At 71.6% G+C, this 14196-nt stretch carries 12 protein-coding genes and 1 riboswitch; of the genes, 6 read left to right on the forward strand and 6 right to left on the reverse strand.

Annotated features, from left to right (window positions below; genetic code table 11):
• The first annotated feature begins 4 nt into the window (after positions 1-4).
• On the forward strand, positions 5-862 hold the full coding sequence (locus tag QWI33_RS03975) for an ABC transporter permease (RefSeq protein WP_289955106.1): 858 nt from the start codon (positions 5-7) through the stop codon (positions 860-862).
• A 66-nt stretch (positions 863-928) separates the two neighbouring features.
• Here the strand turns inward: QWI33_RS03975 and QWI33_RS03980 are convergent, their stop codons facing one another.
• Entirely contained in the window at positions 929-3922 is a 2994-nt protein-coding gene (locus tag QWI33_RS03980; RefSeq protein ID WP_289955110.1) for an ATP-binding protein, read from the reverse strand.
• 338 nt (positions 3923-4260) lie between these two features.
• Between QWI33_RS03980 and QWI33_RS03985 the strand changes: the two genes are divergently transcribed.
• Entirely contained in the window at positions 4261-4704 is a 444-nt protein-coding gene (locus tag QWI33_RS03985) for a hypothetical protein (protein WP_289955112.1), read from the forward strand.
• A 151-nt stretch (positions 4705-4855) separates the two neighbouring features.
• Here the strand turns inward: QWI33_RS03985 and dapC are convergent, their stop codons facing one another.
• Positions 4856-5971, reverse strand: coding sequence for a succinyldiaminopimelate transaminase (gene dapC / locus QWI33_RS03990; RefSeq protein ID WP_289955114.1), 1116 nt, complete (start codon positions 5969-5971; stop codon positions 4856-4858).
• Between the two features lie 5 nt (positions 5972-5976).
• Positions 5977-6297: a ferredoxin gene (fdxA, locus tag QWI33_RS03995; RefSeq protein ID WP_289955116.1), complete on the reverse strand. Its 321-nt coding sequence runs from the start codon at positions 6295-6297 to the stop codon at positions 5977-5979.
• Positions 6298-6394: 97 nt separating this feature from the next.
• On the opposite strand from fdxA, the gene QWI33_RS04000 reads away from it, so the two are divergent.
• Positions 6395-7327 carry a GNAT family N-acetyltransferase gene (locus tag QWI33_RS04000; protein WP_435367547.1) on the forward strand — a complete coding sequence of 311 codons (933 nt, stop codon included), beginning with the start codon at positions 6395-6397 and terminating at the stop codon, positions 7325-7327.
• Here the strand turns inward: QWI33_RS04000 and QWI33_RS04005 are convergent.
• Positions 7324-7797: a hypothetical protein gene (locus tag QWI33_RS04005; RefSeq protein WP_289955121.1), complete on the reverse strand. Its 474-nt coding sequence runs from the start codon at positions 7795-7797 to the stop codon at positions 7324-7326. The two genes, QWI33_RS04000 and QWI33_RS04005, sit on opposite strands and share 4 nt — an antisense overlap.
• The gene (locus tag QWI33_RS04010; protein ID WP_289955124.1) at positions 7794-8246 is read right to left on the reverse strand and encodes a hypothetical protein; all 453 of its coding nucleotides are present in this window, start codon (positions 8244-8246) and stop codon (positions 7794-7796) included. Before QWI33_RS04010 ends, QWI33_RS04005 begins: the two co-directional genes overlap by 4 nt.
• A gap of 256 nt (positions 8247-8502) precedes the next feature.
• Here QWI33_RS04010 and QWI33_RS04015 point away from each other — a divergent pair, with 256 nt between their 5' ends.
• Complete coding sequence (locus tag QWI33_RS04015; RefSeq protein ID WP_289955127.1) at positions 8503-10227, forward strand: SulP family inorganic anion transporter; 1725 nt, start codon at positions 8503-8505, stop codon at positions 10225-10227.
• Here the strand turns inward: QWI33_RS04015 and QWI33_RS04020 are convergent.
• A complete protein-coding gene (locus tag QWI33_RS04020) occupies positions 10174-11715 on the reverse strand; it encodes a heparinase II/III domain-containing protein (protein ID WP_289955129.1) in 1542 nt (513 codons plus the stop codon). The genes QWI33_RS04015 and QWI33_RS04020 overlap by 54 nt on opposite strands.
• A gap of 170 nt (positions 11716-11885) precedes the next feature.
• Here QWI33_RS04020 and QWI33_RS04025 point away from each other — a divergent pair, with 170 nt between their 5' ends.
• Together QWI33_RS04025 and QWI33_RS04030 are read left to right on the forward strand one after the other, a co-directional pair.
• Positions 11886-12530, forward strand: coding sequence for a MerR family transcriptional regulator (locus QWI33_RS04025; RefSeq protein WP_289955131.1), 645 nt, complete (start codon positions 11886-11888; stop codon positions 12528-12530).
• A 245-nt stretch (positions 12531-12775) separates the two neighbouring features.
• Complete coding sequence (locus QWI33_RS04030) at positions 12776-13603, forward strand: spermidine synthase (RefSeq protein ID WP_289955133.1); 828 nt, start codon at positions 12776-12778, stop codon at positions 13601-13603.
• A gap of 376 nt (positions 13604-13979) precedes the next feature.
• Positions 13980-14141: riboswitch (cyclic di-AMP (ydaO/yuaA leader) on the forward strand.
• Positions 14142-14196 lie beyond the last annotated feature (55 nt).

A 14196-nucleotide genomic window follows, 5' to 3' on the forward strand; every position in this document is an offset into this window, starting at 1 on the left:
CGCAATGACTGTCACGCAACCCAACACGAAGTCCGATGTCGACGCTCCGGCACCGGTCGAGAAGGAGCACCTGCGCCGTCTGCTGGCCACCGGGGAGCGTCCGGCGGCGCCGAGCGCGTTCGCCTCGGCGCGGGCGTTCGCCTGGCGGGCGATGCTGAAGATCAAGCACGTGCCCGAGCAGGCGTTCGACATCCTGCTGTTCCCGATCATGATGCTGCTGATGTTCACGTACCTGTTCGGCGGCGCGATCGCCGGCGGCACCGGTGACTACCTGCAGTTCCTGCTGCCGGGCATCATGGTGATGAGCATCGTGATGACCACGATGTACACGGGCATGAGCGTGAACATCGACATCAACAAGGGCGTCTCGGACCGGTTCCGGACGCTGCCGATCTGGCGGGCCGCGCCGATGGTCGGGTACCTGCTGGCGGACGTGTTCCGTTACGCCGCAGCGGGAGCGGTCATGTTCGGCACCGGTCTGATCATGGGCTACCGGCCCGACGGCGGCGCGGTCGGCGTGCTGCTGGGCGTGGGCCTGCTGCTGCTGTTCTGCTTCGCGTTCTCGTGGCTGTGGACCTGGCTGGGCCTGATCACGCGGTCGGAGAAGACCGTCATGTCGATCTCGATGTCGATCATGTTCCCGCTGACGTTCCTGTCGAACATCATGGTGGACCCGTCGACGATGCCCGGCTGGCTGCAGCCGATCGTCGAGAACACGCCGATCAGCCAGCTGGTCGACGGCGTGCGGGGCCTGTTCGACGGCAACGTGGACCCCGCTTCGGTGGTCACGACGCTGATCTGGTCGGCCGGTTTCATCGCGGTCTTCGGGTTCCTGACGATCAGGGCCTACAACCGCAAGTAACGCTTTACTGCAACAACACCCGGCGGGGCCGGGCGGATCCCAGGATCCGCCCGGCCCCTTCCGCGTTCACAGCTCCCACGGGGGCGCTTCGGTTTCGGGCCGGTAGACGCAGGCCGATCCGGTGCCGACGGCGGCGCTGAGGTGGCGGGCCAGCGCGGGGTGGACGGTCTCGATCTTCTTGAGGGTGTTGCGGATGCGGTTGGTGACGCTCTTGCGGGCGCGTTCGGCGTTGTCGCCGAGGCGGCGGGAGCGGCCGCCGAGGCCGGTGGCGGCTTTGAGCTGCTCGATGAGGGCCTGGCGTTCGGCGTCGAGGCGGGCGGCGCGGGCGTCGTCGCCGAGCGCGGCGGCGGTGTCGATCTGCTCGTCGAGGGATTCGAGGTGGTCCCGGTAGCGGGCGCGGGCCTCGGCGTCGAGGAGGTCGTCGCCGCCGAGGCGGGCGTCGGCCGTGACCGCTTCGCCGCCTTCGGGGTCCAGCAGATCGACCGCGCCGACTTCGATGCCCGGCTGCTGGAGGAGCCGGTGCAGGTCGGCGAGGCCTTTGGTGTGCGGGAGGTGGACGCTGCGGCCTTCGTAGCGGAGCGTCCAGGTGGCGCCTTCGCGGCGGAAGACCGCGCCGGGGGCGGCCGCGGTGCGGCGCTCGGGTTCCGGTGCGGCGGTCTCGGCGAGGGCGCTGCGGGCGGCCTCGGCCCAGGGCCGGGCGTCGAGCCGCTCGGCCTGCTCGATCGCGGCGGCGAAGTGCGTCGCGGCGCGGGTGCGGTCGCCGGAGGCGGCGGCGAGCACGCCGAGCCAGTGGCTGATGGGGCCGTGGATGCTGCTGCCCCACAGGGCGACGAGCCATTCGCCTTCGTGGGGTTCGAGTCGTTCGCGCAGTGCCGCGATCGCTTCGGCGTCCCCTTCGGCGGCGGCGAGTTCGACCTCGAACCGCAGGCGCAGGGAGACCCAGGCGTCGTGCGGGTCGGCCTCGCCGTCGAGACGGGTCTTGGCCCGGTGGGCCTCGTCGAGGTCGCCGCGGCGGACGGCGCTCAGGGCGGCGAGCAGGTCGGAGTGCCATACCCCGAAGGAGGTCCACCACGAGTCCCGGATCGGCTCGGGCGCTTCGCCGCGCGCGAACGCCAGCTCCCAGCGGAGGTGGCGCATCATGTGGTCGTTCATGGGGTCGTCGCCGGCGACGGCGTAGGCCTTGTCGATGCGTTCGGCGGCCGATTCCCAGTGGCCCTGCATGATGTCGATGACCGCGTGGTCGATGTCGGCTCCGCTGTGCCAGCGCTCGGAGTCGCTGTTCTCGGCGAGGGCGCAGAAGAGGTCGACCTGGGAGCGGAAGGCCGGGTCGCCCTGCTCGAGCATCGCGACCCAGCGCAGGGAGGCGGCGAACAGGCGCATGTCGATGTCGCCGGTGCGGCGGGTGATCTCGTCGAGCTCCTCGACGATGACCTGGCGGGTGGCGGCGGTGCCGGGGCCCCAGTCGACCGAGTGCGTGGCCCACAGTCCGAAGGCGACCTCCTCGTCGTCGCCGGTCTTCCTGGCCGCCATGAGGAACTCGTAGTTCAGCTGCCGGGTCAGCCCGTCGTGGTCGAGGCCGGGGTCGGGCCGCTTCCCGGTGAGCGCCTCGTACGCGTCGGCCTTCAAGCGGCACAGGAGGTCGACGCGTTCGTTCTGGGGCAGTTCGATGGCGGCGCGGGCGAGCAGCATCGGCTCGCCGGAGTCGCGGGCCTCGAGGACGGCCTGGTCGTAGAGCCTCCAGGACTCCTCTTCGCGCTGCAGCCATTTGACGGTGCCGGCCAGCTCGAGGCGGAGCAGGATCCTGCGCCGCACCATCTCGGGGGTGCAGCGCTCGAGGGCGCGCCGGAAGTACTTCTCGGCGCCGGGGGCGCTGAGGCAGCCGCGGGATTCGGTGGCGGCGCGCTCCAGGAACTCGACGGCGATCGCGGGGTCGAGGTCGTCTCCTGCGAGCCAGGCGTGGTGGGCGATCTCGGTGGAGAGCATGAGCTTCTGCAGCGACTCGTCGGCGACGAGGGCGCGCACGATGCACCCGTGGTGGTGGGCGGCCTCGCCACTGGTCATCGTGTTGTAGAGGGTCTCGCGCACGAGGTCGTGGACGAACACGTACCGGTCGGACTCGCGGCGCACGAGCCGGGTCTCGCAGGCGGCGTCGAGGGCCGATTCGATCCGGTGGAGTTCGAGCCCGGAGGCCTGGGACATGACGCCGGCGTGGAACTCGCGGCCGCCGACCGAGGCGAGGGTGAGCATCCGGACGATGGGTTCGGGGAGCTGGTCGATGCGGCGCTGGAGCGCGTCGCGCATCCCGGCGGTGGTGGCGTCGACGCGCTGTCCGGAGGCCCACAGCTGCGCGGTCTGCTCGACGAAGAACGGGTTGCCGCCGGTGCGGCGGGTGATCTCGGCGACCGTGGCGGCGTCGGGCGCGTCGCCGACGGTGGTGCGGCAGAGTTCGGCGACGCCGTGCTCGTCGAGGCCTTCGAGGCTGATCATGGTCGCCTTGGCGACGAGCGGCAGCATCCGGGCCCGCAGGCGGTGGCCGGGGTCGATCTCGGAGTCGCGGTAGGTGCCCACGAACAGGAGGCGCTCGAACCAGGTGTGCTGGGAGGCGAACTTGAGCAGTTCGAGGCTGCCGGGGTCGGCGAAGTGGAGGTCGTCGAGGACGACGAGGACCGGGCCGCGCTGGGAGGCGCTGATCAGGAGCTGGGTGACGGCGTCGTAGAGCTCGAACTGGGCGGGTGCGGAGCCCTCGCCCTGGCCGAGGAGGGCGGCGACGGCGGGGGCGGGGTGCAGCTCCTGCCAGGTCTCGTCGCCGAGCTGGGCGCGGAGGGAGCGCAGGACCTGGACCCAGAGCCAGTGGTCGGGGACGGCCTCGGACTCCCAGGAGGTGGCGAAGGCGACGGTGAGCTCGCCGCGGAAGGCCGCGGCCACGTCGGTGACGAGGGTGGATTTGCCGATGCCCGCCTCGCCGGTGACGAGCGCGAGTCCACCGTGGCTGCTCACGGTGCGTTCGACGGCCGAGCGGAGGGCCGCCGCCGGGTGGTCGCGGCCGATCAGGAAGGTCACCCGACCAGTGTGGCCGAAGGGTGCGACATGCGCCATGGGGTTCTGGTCCTAGGACCCCGGGGCGGGGGTCCGCAGTAGTTTGTCGACTTTCAGACGATGTACCTCATGTTTTGACGTTGCGGCAGGTCAGCCCGTGAAGTACCGGTTTACTGGTGCAACAGGGGTGCAGTTTGTTTCACCGAACCCAAGCGTTGATCACCGTGAGTCCTTAAAGTGCTACGGAAAGTAGACATCCCGGTGTCGAAGGGCGGTCGAGCCGCCCCCACCGGCGGTTCGCACCGACCGCGCCTGAGCCGGGAAAGCGACGATCAACGGGGGCAATCCTCATGGCATGGTCCATGTTCAACGAAGCACGCACCACAGACGCCCGTACCGAATCCACCGACAAGGCCTGGCGAGCCGTCGTCGTCGGGGCCGCCGTCCCGTTCGCGATGCTCGCGGCCGCACCGGCCGTGAGCGCGGCGGAGGTCGAGACACACGAGGTCCAGACCGTCAACAGCGAGCAGCTGCCCCCGGCACCGGGCCTGCCCGACCCGCAGGCGCTGCTGGACCTCCAGAAGTGCCTCACCGACCTGCAGGCGGCGCTGCCCGCCGAGCCGCCGGTCGCCGCGCCGGTGGAGGCGGAGCAGCTGCCGGGCCTGCCGCTCCCCGATCCCGGGGCGCCGGCCGTGCCCGACATCGGAGCGCTGAACGAGATCTGCCAGCAGGTCCTCGCCACGGTCACCGGCGCGGCGCCGCCGGTCGCCCCGCCGGCGGCCCCGGGCACGCTGCGGACCGAGTAGGCGACACCGATTGAACGGCGAAGGACCCGCGGCCACCAGCCGCGGGTCCTTCGTCTCGCATGGATACGAGCGCCGTGCCCGCAACCGCGGCGCGGCTCATTTCAACCGCTGCCCGGCGCCGCTCATTTCAACCACTGCTCGGCGCCGGTGCTCATTTCAGCCGCTGCGCGGCGTCGTCGATCGCCTCGTCGGTCGCGGTGAGCGAGAGGCGCACGTGCTGAGCGCCCTTGGCGCCATAGAACTCCCCCGCCGCCGCGAGGATGCCGCGGTCGGCGAGCCACCGCACGGTCTCCCAGCAGTCCTCGCCGCGCGTGGCCCACAGGTACAGGCCCGCGGTCGAGTGGTCGATGCGGAACCCGGCGGCCTCGACGGCGCCGCGCAGGACGCTGCGCCGGTGCTCGTAGCGGGCGCGCTGCTCGATCGCGTGCGACTCGTCGTGCAGGGCCGCGATGGTGGCCTGCTGGACGGCCCACGGGACCATGAAGCCCGAGTGGCGGCGGATCTCCAGGAGGTCCGCGATGAGCACGGGGTCCCCGGCGAGGAACGCCGAGCGGTACCCGGCCAGGTTCGAGCGCTTCGAAAGCGAGTGCGCCGCAAGGAGACCCGTGAGGTCCCCGTCGTTCACGCGCGGGTCCAGGACCGACACGGGCGGGTGCTCGTCGTCCCAGCCGAGCGTCAGGTAGCACTCGTCGCTGGCCAGCACCACACCGCTGTCGCGGGCCCAGCGGACCAGGTCGCGCAGGTGCTCGACGGAGGCGACCTCACCGGTCGGGTTCGTCGGGTAGTTGATCCACGCCAGGCGCAGGCGCGAGCCCGCCGCGTCGCGCGGGTCGGCCACCGGCACCGCGTCCGCTTTCGCGAGGATCGCGCCGATCTCATACGTGGGATAGGCGATCTCGGGATAGGCCACGGCTTCGCCGGGGCCGATGCCGAGCTGCAGCGGCAGGTTCGCGACCAGTTCCTTGGAACCCACGGTCGGCAGGACCGCGACGTCCTCGGCCACACCGGTGTGCCGGTGGAGCCACGACCGCATCGCCTCGCCGAGCGCCGCCGGCCCGGCCACCGTGGGGTAGCCGGGCCGGGCGGACGCGTCGATGAGCGCCTGCCGAATCGACTCGGGCACCTCGTCCACGGGGGCGCCGACCGTGAGGTCGACCATCCCGCCGGGATGGGCCGCCGCGCGCTCCTGGTACGGGGCCATGCGGTCCCAAGGGAAGCGCGGCAGCCGCCTGGCCGGGGAGGCGCTGTGAAGACGGCGCAGCGCCATCGCGGTTACTCCTCTTTCGCGGGCAGCGCGACCACGAACGGGACGTCGCTGTCGATCTTGCCGACCTTCGAGGCGCCGCCGGGGCTGCCCAGCTCGTCGAAGAAGTCGACTTCGGCCTTCGTGTACGGGGCCCACTCCTCGGGGACGTCGTCCTCGTAGAAGATCGCCTCGACCGGGCACACCGGCTCGCATGCACCGCAGTCGACGCACTCGTCAGGGTGGATGTAGAGCTTACGGTTGCCTTCGTAGATGCAGTCGACAGGGCATTCTTCAATGCAGGCCTTGTCGAGGAGATCCACGCACGGCTCGGCGATTACGTAAGTCACGAGTCGTCCTTCCTACAGCGCGCAATCGGGCGGACTGCGCTGAGATGAGCCTAAAGCCTATTTCCATGTATAGACCCGAAGGCAGGGGGTGCGCCAGATGCTGGGACCAGAACATGTCGGTCGGCGAGTGGCGGTACGGATCAGATTGGCCAACCCCGAACCGGGTCGCCGGTTCACGGATGTCACGGGTGAGCTTATCGAGATGGGCCCGGCGATCTGGCGCGTGCTGCCCGACAGTGTGGCGCATTCCGGGACGGCCGTCACGATCGACGCGTCAGCGGTGGTCGCGGCGCGGGCGATTCCGCCCAAGCCGACGCCGTTCTCCGAGATCCTCGAACTGGAGCGGCTCCTCGCCGCCACCTGGCCCGCCCTGGAGACCGCCGAGCTCGGCGGCTGGCTGCTGCGGTACGCGGCGGGCTTCTCGCGGCGCGCGAACTCGGTGCTGGCGCTCACCGCGCCGCCGGGCGGGACCGACGCGGCGCTCGCGGCGGTAGGCGCCTGGTACGAGGCCCGCGGGGCGCGGCCGCTCGTCGCCCTGCCCGGTGGCGTGGCCAAGCGGCTCGACGAGGAGCTGGCGGCGCGCGGGTGGGAGGCCGAGGGCCGCACCGCGGTGATGACGAAGCGGCTCGAGGGCACCGCGTACGACGGCGAGACCGTCGTGGTCGACGCACCGGGAGCGGCGCTGCTGGAGCAGGTCGGACGCGAAGCCCCCGAGACCGCGGCGCGGGTCTTCGGTTCGGGGCCGGGCCGCGGGTACGCGGAGGTCTGGCGCGGCGGCGAACTCGCCGCCCGGGGCCGGGGCGCCGTCGCGGGCGACCTGGTGGCGATCACGAACATCGGCACACTGCCGGCGTTCCGGCGCCAGGGGCTCGGCACCGAGATCCTGCGTGCGCTGGAGGCGTGGGGGTACGAGCATGGAGCGCGGCGGGCCGCGCTCCAGGTCGAGGCCGACAACGAGGCCGCGATCGCGATGTACGAGCGGCTCGGGTACGCCGAGCGGTACCGGTACTGCTACCGGGGCCCGAGCTAGGCGGCCTTCGGGTTCGCCTTGCGCTCCCAGGCGATCCGGGTGGCCTTGAGCTCGCGGCCGTACATGTCGACGCCGAGCGCCATCACGATGAGGTACCCGACCCAGCCCGAGAGGGCCAGCAGCGCGAAGTAGATGAGGGTCTGCGAGAAGACCCCTTCGAGCGAGGGGTAGTCGACGCGGGCGATGAGCGGGTTCACCAGGACGGTGAACAGGGTGGCGACCACGAAGATCGGCAGGAGCTCGCCGGTGATCTCCTGGCGGCGGCGGCGCACGCCCCACCAGATCCCGGCCGCGATGGCGACGGCGGCCATCGCGCCGAACGTGAAGACGCCGACGAGGTCGCCGACCGCGGTGCCCTCGCTCCACTTCGTGGAGGCGAACCGGCCGGCCAGGTTGGCGACGATCAGGCCGAGGGCGAAGCCGTAGATCGAGGGCCAGTGCGGCATCAGGAGGCGGCTGAGGAGGGTCACGGTCGGGACTCCTTCGTAGCGGTGGGGGTGGCCTGCGCGGCGACCGGGGGACCGGCGACGGTTCGGGCCTTGGCGTTCGGCCTGGGTCGAAAATACTGCCACAGCGAGAGGGCGATCCCGGCGGTCCCCGCCAGGAGCAGCATGTAGCCGTTGAAGCCGCTGGTGATCACCAGCGAGCCCGCCTCGGTGGGGGCCGAGGCCGCGAGGACCACGGCGAACCAGGCGAGGGCGGTGAGCAGGACGGACCAGCGCCCGCCGGTCCAGTACACGGCCAGCGCCGCCAGGCGCCAGTTCGCGACGAACGCGATCGCTCCGGCGATCGGGACCGCGATCCCGCCGATGTAATACGGCACGAGGAAGGATTCGAGGACGGCCGCGAGCACGGCCGCAGCGGTGACGATCACCGCGCCGCCGATGCGGATCGCCGCCTCAAGCCCCTTCGCACGCACGGTGGCGATCCTACGGCAGGAAGCGACGGGGTGGAACGGCAGCGCGGGGCGGTTTCGGCGGTGCGGGGCGCGATCGCCGTCCACAGCCCCCACCCACCACAAGAGGGGAAGATACTGCCCAGCGTTGCGCGCGGGTCCGACAAGAACCGGGCCCGGCCCCGCACTTGTCACTCGAACGTGTTCCGCGGTGTCACGGGCGACTCGCCCGGGGCTTTCGGAAGACGTTGCAGATCAACCGATCCGGGACAATCAGCCCATGACCACGATACGAGAGACAACTGCCACGAAACGCCGACGCTTCCGACAGCTGTTTCCCGAACGGTCCGACTACCTGCACCTCGGCCGCCACTGGCACACCGACCTCCTCGCGGGCCTCACCGTCGCGGTCGTCGCCCTGCCGCTGGCGCTCGGCTTCGGGATCGCCTCGGGCCTCGGCGCGTTCGCCGGGCTCATCACCTCGATCCTCGCCGGGATGATCGCCGCACTCCTGGGCGGCTCGAACCTGCAGGTCACCGGGCCCACGGGCACCATGGCCGTGGTCCTGGTGCCGCTCGCGGCCACGCACAGCCACGCGGGAGTGATGCTCGTGGGCATCATGGCCGGGCTCATGCTGGTGGCCCTCGCGCTCACCGGTGCGGGCCGCTACGCACGCTACGTGCCGGTGCCCGTGGTCGAGGGGTTCACCGCCGGGGTCGCGATCGTGATCGCGGTGCAGCAGCTGCCGCCCGCGCTCGGGCTGCCCGCGCAGAACGCCCACATCCTCAGCGGCGCTTGGGAATCGGTGCGGCTCTTCGCGGCCGACCCAAACTGGGCCCCGCCCGCGGTCGCGTTCGGCGTGGCCGCCGCGATCCTGCTCGGCTCGCGCCTGCACTCGCAGATCCCGACACCGCTGCTCGCGGTCGTCGTCGCCACGGTCGCCACCTGGTGGGCCGCGGCCGACGTCTCGGTCATCGGGGCGCTGCCGCGCACGATCCCGGCCCCGGAGGCGGGCTTCCTGGAGTTCGCGGAGATGCCCGAGCTCGTGGCGGCGGCCGTCGCGATCTGCGCCCTCTGCGCGCTCGAATCGCTCTTGTCGGCCACGGTGGCGGACAACATGACCGTGGACCAGCACCACAACCCGGACCGGGAGCTGTTCGGCCAAGGGGTCGCGAACCTGGTGACGCCGTTCTTCGGCGGGATGCCGTCTTCGGGCGCGCTGGCGCGCACGGCGGTGAACGTGCGGTCGGGGGCCGCGGGGCGGCTCGCGTCGCTGACGCACGCGATCGTGCTGGCGCTCATGATGCTCGCGCTCGCGCCGCTGGTGGCGCACGTCCCCCTGGCGGCGCTCGCGGGCGTGCTCATCGCGACCTCGATCCGGATGATCGAGGTCGGCTCGATGCTGGCGCTGGCGCGGTCGACGCGCGCGGACGCGGCCGTCATGTGGCTGACGCTCGCGGCGACGGTGCTGTTCAACCTGGTGTGGGCCGTGGCCGTGGGCATCGCGCTCGCCGGGCTGCTGGCGCTGGGGCGGATCTCGCGGTCGGTCTCGGTCGAGGAGGAGCCGATCGAGCCCGCCGACCACCACGACGAGGAGGCGGCGCTGCTCCACGAGCACATCGTGGCGTACCGGCTCGAGGGCCCGCTGTTCTTCGCGGCGGCGCACCGGTTCCTGCTGCAGCTCCTGGACGTCGCCGACGTGCGGGTGGTGGTGCTGCGGATGAGCCGTGTGTCCACGATGGATGCCTCAGGGGCGAGGGTGCTCGCGGACGCGATCAAGCGCCTGGAGCACCGCGGCATAGCGGTCTACCTCTCGGGCCTCGAACCGGTGCACGCCAAACCGCTTGCGGCCCTGGGCATCCTGGAACCGATCTGGCAGCAGGGCCGGCTGTTCGAGCACACCAGCGAGGCCATCGCCGCCGCCCGCCAGCGCCTCAAGGCCGACGGGCTCCTAGAGCAGCTCGAAGCGGAGGCTGCCGCTGAAGTCGAAGCGGAGCGCCCATAGGCGGTCGGGCTGCCCGAGGTGCGTGCTGGTCTCGACGTCCTCGATGCGCACCGTGGCCGGGTCGACGCCGTGGAGGACGAGGGTGCCGCGCTCGCCGATCCAGGTGGCGCGGTCGCCCTCGGTCTCGGGCTTGATGCGGCTGATGAAGGACTCGACGAGCTCGGGCCCGGCGTCGAAGAGCTCGATGCCGTTCTCGGTCCAGGTGAACTTGCGCAGGAGCGCGCCGTCGCCGTAGGCGTCGATGTAGGCGTCGACGCCGTCGTCGGTGTAGACGAGCTCAGCGCGGGAGTCCTCGCCGACCTGCTGCTCGGCGCCTTCGACGGTGGGGACGGAGTGCCAGGCGGCGGAGGGGTGGACCTGCTCGTAGCGCTCGTCGCCGAAGTACGCGGCGGTGTATTCGCCGGCGCCGGGGTCGCACAGGAGCTGCTCGCCGTCGGCGGCGATGATGAACGACCCGAGGTCGAGGTGGTTGTGGGGCTCCATGTTGTAGCCGCCCTTGACCGCGAGCGACCACATCCGGCGGCCGAGCCGGCGGCGTTCGACGTACCAGCCGACGTCCGCGAGGAGGGTGCGTCCGGGCGCGATCTCGCCGCCGAGTTCGCGCCCCCATTCGAGGGTGCGGGTGAGGTGGGCCCAGCGGGCGCAGTAGTCGTCGGCGAAGGTGGGCGCGTGCTCGATCGCGGGGAGCGGGACGCCGAGCCGGTCGGCGAGCCGGGAGAGGAGCCCGGGCGGGAGCGACGGGTTGTCCTGGGCGTCGCCGAACGTCGCGAAGGACCGCGGGTAGAGCTGGACGTTCGCGGGGAAGGAGGCGATGGCCTCGGTCCCGGCGAGGAGGTCCTCGCCGGTGGCCTCGAGCCAGGCCTCGGCGAAGTAGGTGAAGTAGCCGAAGCCGTAGACCCAGTAGTCGATGCCTTCGACGCAGCCGCCGTCCGGCCCGAAGGAGAACAGATAGGCCTGGAGGGCGGGCAGGACGCGGCCGCGGACGACGTCGGTGTCGTAGCCGAGGGCGAGGGCGGCCATCCCGGCGGCGCCGGCGCACACGGCGGTCCAGTTGGAGAAGCGCTCCTCCCACCAGAACGCGTCCTCGGAGTCGAAGAACGGGTCGAGGACGCGGCGGCGGATCTCGGCTTCGACGCGCTCGGGGTCCTTCACGTCGTCGCGCAGCCGCAGGATCTCGGCGAGGGCCCCGGCGGTCTCGCAGGCGAAGAGGTCGACGCAGACGGCCGGGTCGCCCTCGTCCCAGTGCGCGGGGAGGGCCCAGGAGGGCTCGTCGCAGATGTCGGCGATGAGGGAGGAGAGGGCGGCGCCGTCGCCGACGAGCGCGAGGGCGGCGAGGTGGCGGCGGCGGGCGAAGTACTGGTTCTCGAACGGCAGCCGGCGGCCCGACTCGGCGTAGTCGGCGGCGAGGTCCGGGTCGAAGGCGGGCACGGGAAGCGCGGCGATCTCACGCAGCTCTTCGAGGAGTGCGGAACGGAGAAGGTCAGTCATGGCGCGGCCATTCCGGTTCGGGGAAGCGAGCGTAGCGAGCGGTCGGGTGGGGCGACGGGCGTGGGTCCGTCATTGACCGTCGCCTTTCCAAGGTGGCGTGGATCGAAGGCGGGGGTTCCTGCCGGGCTCAACGGTAACGCGGGCGCGCTTTCCGTCATAGACTCCCTCGTATGCGCATCGGGGAGCTGTCGGAGCGGACGGGCGTTCCGGCCGCCACCATCAAGTACTACCTGCGGGAGCACCTGCTCCAGGCCGGGGAGCACGGCGAGGGCAACACCGTCGAGTACGGTCCGGCCCACGTGCACCGGCTGACGCTCATCCGCGCCCTCTCGGAGACGGCCGGGCTGTCGGTCGCGCAGATCGGAGAAGTGCTGACTGTGCTTGGGCGCCACCCGGAGTCGGCGTTCCAGGCGCTCGGCGCGACCCTCGCGGCGACCCACCGGGACCCGAAGTTCTCGCTCGCGAGCGAGGGCACGACCGAGGCGGCCGAGCGCACCGTGGACCAGCTGCTGCACGAGTACGGCTGGGCCGAGGTGGCCCCGCCGAACTACCGGGACGCACTGGTCATCGCATTGAGCGCGTTCTACCGCTTGGGGAACCCCGATCCGCAGGAGGTGCTGGGGCACTACGCGGACGCGGCGGCGGCGCTGGCGTCGGCTGACATGGAGGCGATCGCGGAGGCGACCCGGGTCGACGGCGTGAACGTGGAGCAGGCGGTGGTGGCGACGGTGCTGGGCGAGACGGTGTTCGCGGCGCTGCGGCGCATCGCGCACGTGGCGGCGTCGGCCAAGACCCAGGCCGGGCAGGGGCCTTAGCGTCCGGCCCGACCAAGACCAAGATCGGACAAGGGCCATACGCCCGACCAAGACCGAGGCCGGACAAAGGGCCATACGCCCGACCAAGACCGAGGCCGGACAAGGGCGCTAGGAGGCCTGGCTGAGCCGCGGCAGGGCGCTGTCCGCCCCGCTTGCCCGCTCGCTTCGTCGCCGGTCCCCCCGATACGCACCCGGATGCCGCCTCGCCCAGGCTCCTCGACCCGGCCCTCGGGCACAATGGGTTCGTGAACCCGTCCGAGGCCCAGCGGCCCGCCTTGCGCATCGACCGCGATCCCGACCGCCCGAACCTGCTGCATCTCGTCGCCGACGAGGTCGTCCAGGCCACGGTCGACCTCGACGATCCGTCCTATCTGGATGCCGAGTACATGCAGCGGATCGCGTACCTCATCGACGCGATGGCCGAGCCGAAGCAGCCGCTGCGGGTCCTGCACCTGGGTGCGGGCGGGCTCGCGATGGCCCGGTACGTGGCGGCCACGCGGCCCGGCTCGTACCAGCAGGCGGTCGAGACGAACCAGGAGCTGGTCGCCCTCGTGCGGGCCGAGGCGCCGCTGCCGCGCGGCGTGAAGGTGAAGATCCGGCACACGGACGCGCGCGAAGCGGTCGAGGCCGCACCCGACGCGAGCTACGAGCTCATCGTGACCGACGTGTACGCGGGCGCCCGCGTGCCCGCGCACGTCACGAGCACCGAGTTCCTGCACGGCGCACGGCGGGTGCTGCGCGCGGGCGGGCACTACGCGGTGAACCTGTGCGACGGCGGCCAGATGAAGTTCCTCAAGCCGGCGCTCGCCGCGATGGGCGCGGTGTGGCCGCATGTCGCGGTCATGGCCGAGCCCGCGGTGCTGCGGGGCCGGCGGTTCGGCAACGTGGTCGCCGTGGCGGCCGACGTGGAGCTGCCGATCGCGGCGCTGCGCCGCCGCTGCGCGGGCGCGGCCTTCCCGTGCCGGGTGCTCGAGGGCACCGAGTTGAAGGAGTACATCGGCGGCGCTCCCCCGGCCACGGACGCGACCGCGATCCAGTCCCCGCCGCCCCCGCGCTCGCTCCGCAGCTTCTGAAGCTTCTGACACCGCCGCGCTCGCTTCGCCGGTTCGAGGCCGGCTCCGACCGCGTTTCGGTGTCGTACGCGCCGGCCACCATTGCAGCCGGGGGCGGGCAAAAACCCGAGAATGCCCCGCCTCTTGCACCCGCCGCCGCCCGGACCACCGGCGACTCGGCCGTTCGGACATTAAACCCGCTGGATAGTGGCCCTGTCTCCCTGCGCGTCCTCACTGTCCGTTACTGGACTGTGGAGCGACTCACAGAGGGCTTGGCGATTCGGGTCACCTTGCGTTAGCGTCGGCGCCTGTTCCGGTCGGGTCCTCAGGGCTCCCCCAGAGACCCACCCGTCCGGACCGCCGAGCCGCGCTCGCATGACGTCCGTTCCTCCCGGTCTTGGACGAAACACCGATGCGCGGGCCGGGGACCCAGCCGTGCCGCGTCCCCCAGTCACGTGGCGCATGGGGTGAATCCCGCTGCAGCTCCGCTGCGGCGGGTAGGGCGCTCTTCCCTGCCCGAACCCGACAGCTAACCCGGTAGGCGGCCGAGGAAGAAAGGCCACCTTGTGGCTCACGCCTGCTCTGAAACCGCACAACGTTCACGAACCAGCGCC

The organism is Glycomyces tritici, from assembly GCF_030403505.1.